A 17,080-nucleotide genomic window follows, 5' to 3' on the forward strand; every position below is an offset into this window, starting at 1 on the left:
TTGCCAATATGATCTACGCCTTGCTTCCATCACTTGAATTGCTCCTAAAATTTAAAATTTATCGACTAAGGCTCCTAAATCGGCTACCACTAAATCTGCTCCGTTAAGATGTTCAGCCTGCCCAATCCCTATGACCTGCATGCCGGCTGCCCTTGCCGCATCGATCCCCGCCTGGGCATCTTCCAGCACGAGACAGCATGCCGGCTCAATTCCCAAAGCCTCAGCTCCCTTCAGGAAAACTGCTGGATTAGGTTTAGACAGTTGCACCACATTTCCATCAATCAATGTGTCGAAATAGCTGATAATCCCCGTTTTTTCAAGGATGCCCATCGCGTTCTTGCTGGCTGACCCCAATGCAATCTTAATTCTCTTTTTCCGGAGTTTTTCTAATAGATCCAAACTACCTGAAAGCAAGTGGTCAGGGCTGAGTTGTTCAATCAGCTCCAAGTACCATTTGTTTTTAAGTGACAGCAAATCCGCTTTTTCAGCATCGGATATTTTCGCCCCCGCCCATTTTAAAATAAGCTCGAGGGATTCAATGCGACTGACCCCTTTCAACTGTTCATTGTCAACAAGAGAAAACGAATAACCCAAGCCTTCTGCCAATCTGTGCCAGGCTTGAAAATGGTAGACCGCCGTATCCACCAACACACCGTCCAAATCAAATATTACGGCTTTTACAGTATTATAATTAATCATCGAAAAATGAATTCTATAGAATTTTAAATTGTGTTAAAACTTAAGCTCAAACACTTTAGTCTCGTAAGCGTCCAACTTCAAGCTATGGTCAACTGGATTGGTCTCTTGCTTTTGAATAATATCGAAATAGGACTTCACCTGGTTATTTCGTTCCCTAAAGCGATCGAGTTTAAGTTCCTTCGCGACATCATTGCAATTCATCACGACCATAACAGTTTGCTTTTCGTTGTAACGGAAATAAACATATACGCCATCTTCGGGCACATATTGCATCGTTTTACCGGTTTGCAGAACGGTATGTTGTTTTCGGTAATTGGCTAAGGTCTGCACATAACTCCACATATCCTGCTCGGCTTTCGTTCTTCCGTCAGCTGTAAATTTATTCGATTTGTCACCTATAAAACCACCCTGAAAGTCTTCCCTTAGCAAGCCGTCGGGATTAGAGAAATTCTTCATCAGAATTTCAGCTCCATAGTACAACTGTGGGATACCCCTTGTTGTCATAAGCCAAGCCATTGCTGATTTATATTTCTGCACGTTTTCGCCTACAACGGAGAAAAAACGATCCTTATCGTGGTTATCCAAAAAAAGCACATTTTGCTCTGGATGTGGATATAGAAAATCTGAGGCCAGGGTCGAATATAATTTATTGGCTCCGGCAGTCCATTCTGTCTTTTGGTTGAGCGCATCACCTATGGCATAATTAAGCTGAAAATCGGTTACGCCCATCAACTTGGAATCCACGTCCTGACCAACTCGTTTTCCGCCCAGAAAATAAGCCTGATTGGCAACCCCGTGTACCCATGTCTCCCCAAAAAAGGTAAACTTTGGATACTCCTGCAGAATGCGATCGGTCCATTTAGCCATAAAATCCAGATCATTGTACGGATAGGTATCTATTCGGAATCCGTCTATTGCTGCGGTCTCTATCCACCAGATATGGCTTTGGGTCAGGTAATTTTGAACGTATGGATTCTGTTCGTTCATATCGGGCATGGTGGGAACAAACCAACCTTTGACCATTTTCTTTTTGTCATCTGCCGAGGCATAAGGATCAAAAACAGCCTGATCTTTGTAGGATGTCTGCGTATAGGAAGGCCATTCATTGAGCCAGTCTGCCATCGGTTTGTCTTTCACCGTCCAATGATAACTTCCAATATGATTGGGCACCACATCAAAAATCAATTTCATCTGACGCCGGTGGAGCTGTTCGCCTAATTGCACATAAGTGTCATTGCTGCCAAAGCGAGGGTCTATATGATATGTTTCGGTATTGGCATAACCATGGTACGAGGCCTGTGGCATGTCATTGGTCAACACGGGAGTCAGCCACAAGGATGTAACACCAAGATCTTGCAGGTAATCCAGTTTCCCGATAATACCTTCCAAATCGCCACCATGACGCAAGTACATTGAATCCCGGTTCAAGCTCATATCCAACATACCTTTCACTTGATCATTTGCCTTATTTCCATTGGCAAAACGATCAGGCATAATCAGATAGATCAAATCGGCACTGTTTACTCCTTGCGCTTTTACTTTTTGATCTCTTTGCTTCAACTCATAACGATAAGTCAGTTTTTTCTTTCCTTGACGAAAGGTAAAAGTTGACCATCCCGGTTGGGCCGAAGCAGCCACCTTGACATCCAAAAACAGGTAATTGGGATTTTCCACCCGATTGATTTTTACCAATTCTATTCCTTTATCCTCCACTTGCACCTCACTTTTTCCGATCTGGGGTCCATAGACAACAAGCTGCAAGGTTGGATTTTCCATGCCTACCCACCAGTTTAAAGGTTCTACACGTTGAATGGATTGCCCCAATAAGGGGCTCCATCCAAGCACTGTTAGCGCCACGATTACTGTGGTAATATTTTTATTTATTTTAAACATCATTTGCTATTTCTTTGTCAGCGTATAGGTATTTGCATTGAAATCCACGACAATAGCGTAGGTACCGGCACTGGCAACCGCGATATTGGCACCACCAGCCGCTAAAGTTCCATTTGCCCCGCCAAAATTGGTTCCCCAATCGTGATTTTTACGGAATTTGATCTCTCCTGCCGTCAAGCTCACTGTGAGCTTCCATACCTGGTTGGCATTATCAAACTTCATATCTGTATCGGCATCCCAACCTTTCGGTGTCGCGCTGCCAATAATGCCCCAGTTGTGATCTTTAAATGAAATGGTATTGGCAGTTGTGTTGACCTCGATTTCCAGATTACCTGCACGCGGCGCTTTTATATTTCCACCGCCATTAAATGCGATTTTACCATCTGCAGTTTGTCCATAAGAATTCGCCCAATTGCGTTCAGTTGTAATCTTAAATTCTGAATTCACTTCCGGAAATAAGATAATGCCTGTATAGATACCGTTACTTGTTGGGGAAACTAACGACTCAGCTGTGGCTGGATCCCATCCCTGATAAGCGCCTGGAACATACAGATAGCTGGTTGAAGCAAAGGGAACTGCTTTCAGGCTTGCCAAAGCCGAAAACACGACCGTAATTTTAGCATTGATACTTGACTTCAGACGTACATCAAAGTCAGAAGCCGTTCCTGTCGGAACACCAAGAGAAAGTAAGTAGCTATTCAATTCATAACCTGTAAAACCAACTGTTGTCCGACCACTCGGAATAACAACTTCTTTTACTGTTTTAAAATTGTCTCCTTTGAGCCCAAACTGGAGTACGTTGGTTACTGCCGCCTGAAAACCAAAGTCAGGCTGAATCATAGTTAAGTGCAGTACCGTGTCCTTTGAATTATCTTTAGACAGGGTTACATTATTTTTATCAAGGCTTAAAGTCGCTGGCTTTATACCTTCATCACTAGCCAATATGGCCCGCGTTTCGTCTTTTTTACAACTTTGGAATAGCGCTATAAACAGCAGCATGATTCCGATATAGTGTCTAGTTTTCATCTGTTTTATTTTGTTTTCAATAGCTGATGAACGCTCAGGGCAAATATTTACCGTCCTGTGCGCCGATCAATATGCATTGCTCGGTTTCATCTGTCAACAATTTTCTTAGTACAGGTATGGCCACATCGATCAGAAGAAGCTTACCGCATCCAAACTCAATCAGGAGTTGTAGATTCGTCTTTCATTGGAATAAATTCTCCTTTTCCGATGCTGATTAATTATAGCCGGGATTCTGTACAAGATTGGAGTTCGCGATTATATCTGAAGCCGGAAGCGGGAACAGTGTTCTATAAGCTGGCACAGCTTGACCGGCTAACACACCTCCTTTAAAAGGCCAGAGGTAATTATCGCCCGTAAATTTGCCGTAACGAATTAAATCCGAACGTCTAAACCCTTCCCAATACAGCTCTTTCACACGCTCGTTGAGTACATCGTCCAGCGAGAGGTTTGCCAAATTCCCACTGTTGTTGCCATAGGCACGCACACGCAACTTGTTGACGTAATCCAATGCTTTAGCCACGTTACCACCGGAGCCACCCCGTAAAGTTGCTTCGGCGTAAATCAGGTTCATCTCTGCCAATCGAATTAATGGAAAGTCCACCGATGCTACAAAACCTTCAGCTGCTGGAGGAGCAGTTTTTCCGTCTTTGTTCACATTCCGGAATTTAGTAACTGCCAACCCCTGCTTATAGACAGCGATATCTTCTATTTTTACGCTTGTATTTAAGTGAAACATTGCCCTTTTGTCCGTTGCTCCGGAGTAGTCACCGAAAATGGTTGCGATATTGTCACGCGTCCGATTTCCGGCCCAACCGCCGCCAGGCACACCAAAAGAAGTGGGATTCATGGTCGCGTCGATAGCTGCATTGATCAGATAAGTCGTTCCCCCCTTGCTCTGTGTTTTGGTTCCATCGTAAGGCAGATAAAAAATAAATTCGGTGTTGTTCACATCATTATCTGCATAGAAGAGCTCCCGGTAATTTGTCCCCAAGCTATAGCCCGAGTTCAATACCTTTTCTGAATACGTGATGGCTTCGGTATATTTCTTATTACCGGCCCCCAGGTAGACTTCAGCGTTGAGGTATAAACGAGCCAATAGCCCCCATGCCGCTACTTGGTCCACACGACCATAAACATTCTGTTTGGCACCTTTGAGCTGACCAGCAACCTCCAGCAGTTCTTTCTCCACATACGCGAAAAGCTCAGGTCGTTTGATCTGTGGCGGTGATACTTTGCCTACTGAAGTTTCTTCGGTTACAAAAGGTGGATTTCCGAATAGATCAAGTAGAACCCAATAGTTGTAAGCACGTAAGAATCTTGCTTCGGCACGATAATAAGCGATCTCTTTTTTGTCGGCATCTGAAATACCGCGTTCGGCCAATTTAGCATCCGTGCTCTCTCTTAAAAATTCATTGACAAGGGTAGCACTGTAGACACAACGCGTGTAAAGACCGCGGAGCATGGGATTGCTATCGTCAAAATTGAGGTAATCCAAACCACTAATTCCCGGGTCATTAAGCCAGGCGCAAGCAGCTTCATCGGTAGTAAGTTCTTGCGCATTCCAAAAAAGACGTAAAAAATCCGATGTTCCGGCATCTAAACCACCTAAGTCTGTATTATTCGGCCCCGATGTGCTCGTTAAAGTCAATGATCCATACAATCTTGCAAATGATGAGGTATAACCTTTAAAATCTTTATAAGCAATATCTGCGGTGACATCATTAGTCGGCTTTAAATCCAAATCCTTGTGGCAGCTGCTCAATGCGATGGCGAGCAGGCAAGCGCCTATATATTTATTTAATTTTTTCATTGTTATATCATTTAAAAACTCACATTTACACCCAATACATAAGTTCTTGGTCTTGGATAGAAACGGTCGTCTATACCATTGGATATTTCTGGATCAACTCCTTTGTACTTGGTGATGGTAAATACATTTTGTACAGTGGCAGAAATAGACATCGAAGCTTTGCTGTTCCGAATAAATTTTCCGAGGTTATAACTCAGATTGACATTATCCATTTTCAAGAATGACGCATTTTTGATGTAATAGTCGCTTCGTAACTGCTTGAGTAGAAAATTGGTATTCAAAAAATCCACCGGGGCATTGTTGATCACCAAAACCGCCTGATCGTTGATGTTCGCGCCACTGCCTAGGTTGGATGAAACATTGTCGTACACATAATTATCCAAACTTGCGCGCAATACGGTGCTTGCCGACCATTTTTTGTAACTGTATGCCGCCGTAAAACCCAAAAGGTATTTCGGTAAAGGTGATTTGTATAGGTAACGGTCGTTATCGCTGATCACGCCGTCGCCATTGCGGTCAACATAGACCCCTTCTACAGGATGCCCCTGTTCATCATATACCTGCTGGAACACATTGAAACTATTGGGCATGAAATTCACCTTATGTGCCTGGATATTCCCCCCTGTTCCACCACGAATACTACCGGTCTCCACGATAAAGTTTGGATCATCGCTCTGCGTCAGGTTGGTCACTTTGCTTCTATTATAAGTCACATTGAAACCAAGATCCAACGACGAATTTTCTGTTTTTACCGGAACGTAATGCAGGTTAAACTCCAGACCCTGATTCTCCATATTACCGACATTCGTCAACAAAAAGTTGCTAAAGTTTGATCCTACAGGAACTGGAATGGTACTGAGCAGGTCCTTGGTCTTTTTCGAATAGTAGTCTATGCTACCATAGAATAGATTGTTAGCGAAACCAAAATCAACTCCAGCATTGTAGGTCGTTGTACTCTCCCAGCGGATATCTTGATCGTAGGCGACCGGCGAATTCAGGTAATAATACTCATTACCAAATCGATACATGGATTCATTACCACTTATGGTGTAATTAGGCAAATAAGAATAGTTGGCAATACCGTCTTGCTGACCGGTCTTTCCATAACTTAAACGAAGTTTCAACTCCGAAACCGCAGCTATTTCTTTTAAAAAGCCTTCATTTTTCGCGCGCCAGGTAAAACCGACAGAAGGGAAATATCCCCAGCGGTTATCCGGGCTAAAACGGGAAGAACCATCTGTCCGCAAGGTTCCAGAAAGGACATAACGATTGTCGTAGGTATAGATCAAACGTCCGTAATAGGAAATCAACAGGTTTTCGGGTTTATCAAAAGGTCGCGTTGGTTCATTTAAGATCTTATCACCTTCGGCATTTGTACGGTTAAAATTGTATACTTTACTACTATTTTTATAGTAACCATAGCCTAGTGTCGCGTCTATCGTACTTTTGATTGTAGGTAATTCTTTATCATACTTTAGATAAAACTCGAGTGTTTTATTGTTGATATCGGTTTTATATTGCGTTCTTTCACCACCTTCATTGAAATTACGTGCAGCAATAGCCGGCGTAAATGTATTCCCTTTTGAACGCGCCAGATCGTAGCCGACGTTTAAGTTGGCGTGTAACTCGGGAAGGAAATGGAAACTATAATCCACTTTTGCATTTCCAATGCTTCTGAAAACATCGCCATTATCTTTGCGCAGATCCAATAAGGCCAAAGGATTTCGAGGTGCATTTGGATTGGGTTTCCCGCCCTGAACCCACTCATAATATCCGCCAAAACTATCCTTATCATCGACATAAACAGGTTGGGTGGGATCGAACTGAATCGCTGACCCGATCGCATCTTGCGTAGCAAATTTCGATTTCGACCAGGTACCACGTACATTCACATCCAGCGAAAGGTGATTGTCCAGAAATTTCGGTGTCAAGGCCAATGCCGCGGTGGTCCGTTTTAAGTTATCATTTTTCAGCACACCATCCTGATTCATATAACCAGCAGAAATACGGTAAGGCATATTGCCAGCTCTGGAAGCAATGTTAACATTATTGTCCGTAGTAAAGGCATTGCCATAAATCACATCCTGCCAATCGGTATTTGCTATTCCCAACAATTTTTTCATGGCATCACTGCCATTGGTATTGACATAATCGCGGATTTGATCCGCGTTAAGCAGTTTTACTTTATTGGCCACAGTCGCCAAGGAGTTCTGTGTAGAGAAGTTGATCTGTGTTCCTGAGCGGCTGCCTTTTTTGGTGGTGATTAAGATGACACCATTCGATGCACGCGATCCATAAATTGCCGTTGCATTGGCATCTTTCAAGATGGTAAATGTCTCGATATCATTTGGGTTAATCAAACTTAATGGATTCGCTACGCCGGATACCGAGCCACCAGCCAAAGGAATCCCATCCACGACGATCAATGGATCGTTACTGGCATTCAGTGAAGCGCCGGAACGGATCCGGATTGTACTTCCTGCGCCTGGCTGCCCCCCACTTGTTGTAATCTGTACGCCCGGAACTTTCCCCATAATGAGTTGCTCGGGAGAGGAGATCTGTCCTTTTTGAAAATCCTTAGAACTCACCGTGCTGATTGACCCCGTCAGGTCACTTTTCTTTTGTGTACCATAACCAATCACAACAACCTCATCCAGCGCACTCGTATTGGATTTAAGGTAGAGGTTTAACGGATTCTGCCCATCACTGATTTGGATTAAGGTGTCCAGGCTCGCGTATCCGACCATGCTGACTCGCAGGCGTAATTTCCCCGTTTGTAGTCTATCCAAGCTAAAATCCCCATTCGCATTGGTAGACAGTGATTTTTGAATATCCTCGAAGCGCAGTGTAGCACCGACCAAGGAACTCCCCTTCTGGTCCATTACTCGCCCCTTTAGCGTTGCCTGTTGGGCAAATGCCGAAGCACTTACGCCGAGTAGCATGCTCAGAGCCCAAAATGGACGTGATAGCTGTTTGTTCATAAAATAACTGTTTATTTATTTAGTTTTGTTTTGCTTATCAATTGGTATTGTCCAGGCAAAAGGCTCAATTTTGACTGACTGAGCCAGTTGAGCTCTTTTCCCGTAAAATTGTCCACCCACTGTCCCTGCAGTGCTTGTGGCAATGTAAATTCCACACTTTCTACTCCAAAATTGCCAAGTACCCCTATTTGTTGTCCATCCTTTTCCAGCACGAAATATTTAACGGCATCTTTCATAGCCGATGTAACAATCGTCCCGTTTTGGAAAATGCTATTTTTGGTTTTGAAACGGGTGAGTTTCGCATAGGTCTCAAAGAGTTTTTTACGATCATCTTGCTGCAGATAACTCCATAATAATGGTTTTTCACCTGTCCGTCCATTTTCATCGATAGACACATCATAGCCATATTCACCAAACTGCCAGATCATCTTAGGTCCAGGCGAAGTCAATAAAAATACCGCCGCTTGTTCCAAGCGTTTTAATGCTGTACCGAGATTCTTGATATTATAGTTACCGGATGAATTTCCATAATTGAGGCACTTGAACAAGAGTCTCTGTTCGTCGTGACTTTCCATATAGGACACAAAAGAAGGTTGCACCATCCCATGATTTGAGGCAAACAAACGACCGAGATCCGAGTCATTATTGGCATTCCATCCCATCGCCGCTTCGTTGAAGACATGATTCATATTATTCCAGAGCAACATACCCGATTGCGCCAGCTCCATTTCTTCCTGATCACCGCCAAGATGCTCGAGAATGATATAACAAGAAGGATCTATACTCCGAATATGCTGCTGGTATTGCTTTAAGATCGCCACACGGGAAGCATCATAGGCATTCCAAGCGCTTAAATCACTTTCTGAAGTGCCTGAATTTTTCTGGGTAAAACCTTTAGACAAGTCAAAGCGGAAGCCATCGATCTTGTATTCTTGCATCCAATAGGTCAAGACATCTTTAACAAAAGTCTGTGTATAACTACTTTCGTGGTTAAAGTCGAATCCAACATTAAACGGATGCTTGGCAACCGTATTGAACCAAGGACTATTGCCAGCGACGTTGCCCTGCTCCATATAAAGCTGTACAAGCGGCGACTGACCAAATGCGTGATTAAAAACAACGTCCAAAATCACGGCAATACCATTTTCGTGACAGGCATCGACATAGGCTTTCAGGTCATTTTTCAAGCCGTAATATTTATCCAATGCCCGGTGGAATGAAGGATTGTATCCCCAAGTCGAATTCCCTTCCGATTCCTGTACAGGCATTAGCTCAACGGCATTTACACCCAGCCTTTTTAAATAAGACAAAGAATCCTTGAGTGTAGTATATTGATGCTGTTTGACAAAATCGCGGACCAACAGTTCATAGATCACCAAATCACCTTGAGCAGGTCTATTAAAAGCAGTTGTTTTCCAGGTATAAGCCTTTGTGGAAAGATCCAATACGCCGACAATACCATGCGCAGCTGCGGGATAAGCGGGTACAGCCGCTGCTGTAAGCCCAAGTGCAGCATCATTCTGCGGATCAAGAATCAGTTCAGCATAGGGATCAGCGATAGCCAATTGGCCATCCACCAAAAACTGATAAGTCTGTTTTTTGGAGAAATCCAGATTCGATACCGTTACCCACCAGGTTTTGCCATCTGGAGTCTGGCTCATCGCATAGGCTGGTAATGCTTTATAGTTGTTAAAACCACCTAACAGATATACACTTTTTTTCAGTGGTGCTGTGAGCGCAAAACTGACCTCCCCTTTTTCCCTGTTTATGGTTGTTCCGTTTGGATTGATACCTATCGGGAGGGCAGCAATGGTAGCTTTTGATTCTACAAATAGCTCCACTTTACTGGAATATACCTTGCCATCAGCTTCCAAGCGGGCTTCGAGCTCATGAAGGCCGTTGCTTTGTAGACTAACAGATTTTTCTAAAGACAGTGCAGCAGAAGATTCAGCCAGCAATATACCATTGTCCCAGACACTGATTTTTCCGGACTGCGTTGCCTGTAATTTTAGCTTCAGGTTATCGCCAACGGTGTACATCTGCTCAGTGGTCATTGGATCTGTGGGTTGCAGCTTAGGCGACACAAAACGAATTGCTTGCATGTTACTCGCCACGAAAGGCAGAAATAAATCTGAATTATTTTTATTTCGTTGGACGAGCGATCCATCACCATTGCGCACTAAAAGTGCCAACTGACCAAATTCCAAAGCATTTGACAGATTAAAGAATTTGGAAGGCGTAAATGTAAATGTATATAAACCAGCAGAAACAAATTTAAGTTTATAAGCGTTGTCATTCTTTGACCAGTCTGTCGCTACATGCTGCCAGCTCCCCCCATGGACAGGAATCAACCCCGCGTGTAGATACAGGTCGGTGGTGCTACCTTTTAACGCTGCATTTCCTTTCGAAAGATCAAATTGCAAGGTGATTTCCTTATCCCAAAAGATAAATGGAGCAGAAAGATTCACCAAACCAGTCCCCTGCTGTTCAATAACAGGTGGTTGCTCGATATCCACGATATCTTTCTTATTTGCACATGATGATAATAGGACAATCACCCAGAGATACCCTATTAAACGAGAGATATGCTTCCCCATCGATAATTAGCTTTACTTGGAATCTGAAATTGGGAACGTTCCCGAAATCAAGGTAAAAAGAAATCGCCTGTTGCGATTTGCTGGATTTCCCTATCCAATATTTTATACAAATTGATTATTTAAATACTCTCGGGAATGTTCCCGAAAGTAATCAAAGCTAAATAATGGGATTACAAAAAACAAATATTTTTTTTCTTATTTGAGGCTGGATTTTTGAAAAATAAGCTGGGAATCAAGGTAAACCGAATTAGCAAACTTATCATTTGTTGGATCATCCATTTTATCTAACAGGTATTTTGTTACCAATTGGCCCATTTCGTAGGCAGGTTGTTTCACTACGCTCAGTGCTGGGTCGATCAGATCGGCGATATCCAAACAAGAAAAACAAATGATTTTGAGGTCTTCAGGAATACGAATTGCGAGCTGCTTGGCGACCCGTATACTCGAAATAGCGAGACGTTCTACTGAAGCAAAAATGGCATCGGGTTTTTCCTTTTCGATCAAGCTGGCGATATCTTTCATATTCTGATCGGCATCATTGACGGTATCCAAAATAAGCTCGGGCCTAATCGGTATTCCCGCCTCCCGCAAAGCTTTTTCATACCCGTCTTTACGCACCTTACCAATCGAAACATGAGGATTGATGGCGAGGTAAGCAATCCGTTTACAGGCATTATCAATCAAGTGCTTCGTAGCCTGGTAAGCCGAATCAAAGTCATTCCCTGTAATATATCCCCCCTTCCAATCGTCGTATGCACGGTCAAAGAACATGACCGGTATTCCCCTTTCCGCCAACAGCTGCAAATGCGAATGGTCTTTTCCCTCACCCGAAGCCGAAATGATCACGCCATCCACTCGTCCATTAGCCAGCGAGCGCACGATGGAAGCTTCATTTTGTACCTGATGATCCGTCACGTAAATCAAGGTATGATAGCCCTTAGAGCGTGCCACTGCCTCGATTCCTTTGATGGCCTGCGAGAAAAATTTATTACCAAATTCGGGAATAATAATCGCAATCGTCAGACTTTTATTCGCTTTCAGACTACTCGCATAGACATTCGGCGAAAAACCGATTTCTTCGGCCATGGCCAAAATACGGGCTTTTGTCGCCGGATTAATATCCTCGTTATCCCGAAATGCACGGGAAACGGTCGATTTTGACAAGCCGAGTTTTTTGGCCAGATCTACTATTGTTAATTGCGACATATCAAGATTCCCTTTGCTGTTCGAATGTAATAATTGTTGGATACAAATAAAGCAATTATCTATCCAGAATAGCAAATTTTCTTTTTGTTCCCTTTGTTTTAAATCAGCGGGCCATGTTTTTTTTATCTCCAGATAAGAAAAGCGATTTAGTGATCAAATCGTGTAAATGATCATTCCAATATGCTTGCTTTCATCAGCTTTCCGTTAGCATAAAAAGTTGTTTTACATGGCCTTTTGTGTCTATAGCGCTAATACTGTCTTCGTATTGTGTTCGTATCACCTTCGGCTGTGGAGAATCTTGCTACGACTATTTATCGAAAGTTGACCAGATAATTCCTGTTCAGAGTCTGGACAATATCTGTTCAGCACCTGTACAATATCTGTATCCCATCCGAATAAGGTACGAAGCAGGTACGAATCTTTCCTCCCTATTTATTAAAAAATTGTGAAAAGGTGCTTAGCAGATGTTACCGCCCAAGACAGGGTAATACAAGTCTACATTGTTGTAGAAATATTGATCTATAAACAAAACAGGCTTAGCAAATATGCTAAGCCTGTTTTTATCATTAGTCGACCATTTTCTTGATTAGAACTTTCTAAAATCCCATTCTCCGCGATAAGGGCGGCTACGCATGAGGTTAGCATAATCATTGTCGAACTGTTCCTTTTGTGGATTCCATTTTAAATCCTTTTGAAGTTCATACGCTATGTTGATGGCATTGCAAACAGAGCTCGTCCGATGGCCTATTTCAACATCACAGATCGGCTTACTTCTTTTTTTGATCGCGTCTACCCAATCCTGATAGTGATTATCACTGTAATACAGGCGACGATCTGTGGAGCTCAATTTAAGATTGGCCAAATTCTCGGGATTCGAACGGATAAATTCGCGGCTTACTTCAATCTTACCTTTTTCACCAATAAATTGAATCGCGTTATGTACGCCCCATTGCACATGGTTTACCCGAACTCCATTGGCATAGTTAAAGGAAAGCCCGCTATTGCTATTTGCTGCTTTAGGTGGATTGAATTGCACCGGGCCAGATTCGTCCATGCCCAACGCCCATTGCACAATATCAAACATATGTGCTCCCCAATCGGTAATATAACCACCGCCGAAATCACGGTAACCACGCCACCAAGCCCATTTATCATCCTCAAGCGGTGGGCTTAAAATCGGGTTATAACCGCGGTAAGGTGAAGGTCCTACCCACATATCCCAATCCAAATAATCCGGTGCTGGCATAGCTGGTAGGTCGCATTGTTTGACCGGTTCGCCCACAGACACATTAATTTCTTTTATTTTGCCGATATAGCCATTGAGCACCAGTTCTGCGGCTTGTCTAAAATTATAGGAAGAACGCTGCATGCTACCTGTCTGAAAGACACGTTTATATTTGTGGGTTGCATCGACCATTGCTCTCCCCTCGGCAATGGTAAGCGCCAGGGGTTTCTCACAATAAATATCTTTGCCGGCTTTAGCTGCATCAACAGCAACCTGTGCATGCCAGTGATCTGGTGTTGCAATAACAACAGCATCAATATCTTTCCGATCCAATAGTTCGCGATAATGGTGATAGGCCTTGATCTCAGTCTGTGCTTTTGACAATTCCGTTTGCTTTTTCCCTGTCGCAGCAATAAATGCGACCAACTTCTTACGGTCCACATCGCAGGCCGCCAGACTTGCGATTTCCTTGCAGCGATTGAGACCGTTCATCAAAGTATAGGATTGTTTTCCGACACCGATAAATCCAAGATTGATACGATCACTTGGTGCAAGAAATCCATTTCCGCCTAACACAACGCGCGGGACAATTGTGAAAGCCAAAGAGGATACAATCCCCTTGGCTATAAATTCTCTTCTTTTCATTTTTTACTGATAGTTTATTTTTCTGCTCGTCTTTATAGACACTTATTCGGTCCTCGGCGGCAAAATGGTTTATGTATGGATGATTTGTCTAGGCTTTCTCAAAAATAGTTTATTCTTGAACCGGAACCAGTGTAATTGACGCAATCTCAGGTAATGCATCGCCATCAATTGCCGTAGCCTGCAGCAGCACTTTTGTACTTGGCTCTCCGATCACTTGCTGTGATACTTCTATTGTTCCCATGACCGCTTCCTTAAATGCAGTTCCATTTTCATTTATAAAGGCGAAAGGAATCTTTTGTCCAAGAGCGGTTAGCAAAATTTTGCCCTGATGTTTAGGATTAGGTAGATAATTGATGAGTACTCGGTATTTACCCGGTTTCTGAATTTTAATATCCCAAATTACTTGATCGGCAAGATCCTTCCATTGACCTATGGCATTCGGGCGATTTGGATCATGGGTATGTGCGCCAATAATTTTCAGTCCCTTTCCTTCCTGCAGTTTTGCATTATTTGTGTTCATCACGATGCGACCATCCGCCTGTGTTTGTGTTAGGCTTTCCTCAACAATTGGTTTTCCTTGGATCTCCACCACGATAACCTTAGGTCCTTTGTTGTTGTCAAAGACATCAACAGGAATTGCTGGTCTACCATTTTCCAGCGTAGATTTTAACTTCATTTTCGGTGAAGCCAGGGCATAGACAGCCGTCACTTTATTTTTGATTGGTAGATTTATTTTCCCATCAGCTGGACGGTCAAAAACATGCAGATAGAGCTTCCCATTTTTTTGCGTACAATAACCCCAATCCAACGCTTGGAAAGGGCTCGCCGTAGTCCCGTAAATAGCTTCGCTATTGATCTTCATCCAGTCCCCGATCTGCTCCATAATACGCACCGCAGGTTCAGGAATGCCGCCATCACCATCGGGTCCAACATTTAACAGGAAATTGCCGCCCTTACTTACTGTTTCCACAAATAATTGCATGATCTTGGGGAAGCTTTTCCAATTTTGATCATGGGCGCTATAACCGTAACTTTCATTCATGGTATGGCTTACCTCCCAATACATACCAGGCAAGCCTGTTGGTGGAATATATTTTTCAGGCGTTCCAATATCACCGTTTTTATTTTCGAGTCCATTCCAAAATCGATTATTGATAATAATGTTGGGTTGCCATTTGATCAGGTCTGTTAAAATATGTTTGGTTCCCCAGGCTTCACCCTCCTGCTGTTTGCTACTGAAATCGGGCCACAGCATATCCAATCGCCCGTAATTTTGGGCAAGTTCCTTAATTTGGCCGTAGAGATAGGCCTTATACCGTTCATGCTCAGGTTGATGATTATCAATATTCGGGTTTAACTGAAAAGCCTCATAGGAATCGGGATGCTGCCAATCCAGCAGCGAATAATAGGCGCCTACTTTCATTCCCTCCTGGCGGAAAGCTTCCATAATTTCGCGGTAAAGATCTCTCCCTTTTGGCGATAAATTTGCCGTACCTGTTACATCGTTTTTAACTGCGTAAGGCTGTTGGCTATTGAATAAGCTAAAGCCTTCGTGGTGTCGGGAGGTCAGCACCATATACTTCATTCCCGTTTTTTTTGCAAGGTGAGCCCAGGATTTTGGATCGAAAGAACGCAATGTAAATTTTGGTTTCAGCACTTCAGCATACTGCTTACTGGGAATTTTCCCCCAAGTTTGTATCCATTCTGCATAATGCTGTGGGTATTTTTTTCCTTCAAAAGAACCTCCCGCTGCACTATACAATCCCCAATGGATAAATAACCCAAAACGAGCTTCTTTAAACCATTCCATGCGTTTATCTTGTGTCTCCTGCCAGCCAGCTACGCCTTCATAGGGTAATGATTTGGTCTGTGAATTAGCAACATCGGTCATGCATAGCAACATTCCCATTGCTGCTGCACACTTCCACTTTAAAAAATTGATTTTCATCGTAATATAGTTTTATACATAAAAGTTCATGGATTAGAATCATTAAACAGTGGGCATCAGAAACCCAAGTTGTTTATTTCCTCCTGCATGGTATCATAAGTCTTTCGCGCATCCTCCAATGGAATTCCTTTTGATAGTCCGGGTCGTTTATGGCCTGTAAAAGTCAACCATGTGTCTTTCATGATCGTCTGTCTTTTCAAAACAAGGGTATATAACTGGCGAAGTTTTGGTTTATCGCGCAAATTATCATCCCATGTGCTTTCGATCGGGAAATTAGGCATCAGGTGTTTAACAATTTCCCTTGCTATGAGCCAGTGGCCCAACTCGCCAGGATGAACACCATCTGCCGCTAGCCTAAACTGAGGATCTTTCTTGATGCCGGTCTCCAAATATCGACGCATGGGGAAATGGAGGTCAATGATTTCCCAGGATTGCTTTTTGGCATAGCTGATAAGCCATTGGGCATAGCGATCCAATACGGTATTATACCCATTGAGCCGAAGCTGTGGATCATCATGCACCGGTGGAGTCATCCATATGATACGTTTGACACCTTGATCTGCAAGTCGTTTTTGCAGGTGTATAATTCCGTTTTTATAGGCTTCAAAACGAGCCGAATCAAATGGTAGGTAAATACCGTCATTCATGCCATAACAGACGAAGACAACCTCAGGATTGATTTTATCGAGTACATTATCCAAACGGTCAAATAGACAAGGTCGCGGAAACTTTCCATCGGCGTGATTCGGCTCACTAAGTCCAGATACGGTCTCACTTGGTAGCCCTGAGTTAATAAACTGGGGTTTCTTTTTCGGATGACTGCTCAGGAACAAACTTTCGGTCATGGCGACATATTGCCCGGCATAGGTAATGCTATTTCCCAGAAAAAGAATTTTCTGTCCTTCCTTCCAGGCAAACTGATTTACCTGTTTTTGCCCAACAGCTTGTATATACCATAAACTTAAGCAGAAGAGCAGCGACAAAGCACGCATTTTTTTTGTAGTTAATAATTGATTCAACATCGTTATAATTGATACAGTCAATATTCGA

Annotated in this window: 10 protein-coding genes; all 10 read right to left on the reverse strand. The window is 43.1% G+C overall.

The features are described from left to right. Nucleotides 1-51: 51 nt before the first annotated feature. The 10 genes from pgmB to B3E92_RS14055 all read right to left on the reverse strand — a co-directional run bounded on the left by pgmB (nucleotide 52) and on the right by B3E92_RS14055 (nucleotide 17,052). Nucleotides 52-699: a beta-phosphoglucomutase gene (pgmB, locus tag B3E92_RS14010; RefSeq protein ID WP_286897270.1), complete on the reverse strand. Its 648-nt coding sequence runs from the start codon at nucleotides 697-699 to the stop codon at nucleotides 52-54. A 33-nt stretch (nucleotides 700-732) separates the two neighbouring features. Further along, entirely contained in the window at nucleotides 733-2,595 is a 1,863-nt protein-coding gene (locus tag B3E92_RS14015) for a glycoside hydrolase family 13 protein (RefSeq protein ID WP_286897271.1), read from the reverse strand. Between the two features lie 3 nt (nucleotides 2,596-2,598). Next, the gene (locus B3E92_RS14020) at nucleotides 2,599-3,618 is read right to left on the reverse strand and encodes a SusE domain-containing protein (RefSeq protein WP_286897272.1); all 1,020 of its coding nucleotides are present in this window, start codon (nucleotides 3,616-3,618) and stop codon (nucleotides 2,599-2,601) included. 214 nt (nucleotides 3,619-3,832) lie between these two features. Further along, the gene (locus B3E92_RS14025; protein WP_286897274.1) at nucleotides 3,833-5,428 is read right to left on the reverse strand and encodes a RagB/SusD family nutrient uptake outer membrane protein; all 1,596 of its coding nucleotides are present in this window, start codon (nucleotides 5,426-5,428) and stop codon (nucleotides 3,833-3,835) included. 11 nt (nucleotides 5,429-5,439) lie between these two features. Next, nucleotides 5,440-8,409, reverse strand: coding sequence for a SusC/RagA family TonB-linked outer membrane protein (locus B3E92_RS14030; RefSeq protein WP_286897276.1), 2,970 nt, complete (start codon nucleotides 8,407-8,409; stop codon nucleotides 5,440-5,442). Between the two features lie 11 nt (nucleotides 8,410-8,420). Continuing rightward, on the reverse strand, nucleotides 8,421-11,006 hold the full coding sequence (locus tag B3E92_RS14035; RefSeq protein ID WP_286897277.1) for an alpha-amylase family glycosyl hydrolase: 2,586 nt from the start codon (nucleotides 11,004-11,006) through the stop codon (nucleotides 8,421-8,423). Nucleotides 11,007-11,201: 195 nt separating this feature from the next. Then, nucleotides 11,202-12,212 (reverse strand): LacI family DNA-binding transcriptional regulator, encoded by a 1,011-nt coding sequence (locus B3E92_RS14040; protein WP_112374276.1) that lies wholly within the window; start codon nucleotides 12,210-12,212, stop codon nucleotides 11,202-11,204. Between the two features lie 586 nt (nucleotides 12,213-12,798). Further along, nucleotides 12,799-14,082 (reverse strand): Gfo/Idh/MocA family protein, encoded by a 1,284-nt coding sequence (locus tag B3E92_RS14045; protein WP_286897279.1) that lies wholly within the window; start codon nucleotides 14,080-14,082, stop codon nucleotides 12,799-12,801. Between the two features lie 109 nt (nucleotides 14,083-14,191). Beyond that, nucleotides 14,192-16,030 carry an alpha-L-fucosidase gene (locus tag B3E92_RS14050; protein ID WP_286897281.1) on the reverse strand — a complete coding sequence of 613 codons (1,839 nt, stop codon included), beginning with the start codon at nucleotides 16,028-16,030 and terminating at the stop codon, nucleotides 14,192-14,194. Between the two features lie 56 nt (nucleotides 16,031-16,086). Beyond that, the gene (locus B3E92_RS14055; protein WP_286897283.1) at nucleotides 16,087-17,052 is read right to left on the reverse strand and encodes an SGNH/GDSL hydrolase family protein; all 966 of its coding nucleotides are present in this window, start codon (nucleotides 17,050-17,052) and stop codon (nucleotides 16,087-16,089) included. Between the last annotated feature and the right edge of the window lie 28 nt (nucleotides 17,053-17,080).

This window comes from Sphingobacterium sp. UBA6317 (assembly GCF_002440385.1).
GTDB lineage: Bacteria > Bacteroidota > Bacteroidia > Sphingobacteriales > Sphingobacteriaceae > Sphingobacterium > Sphingobacterium multivorum.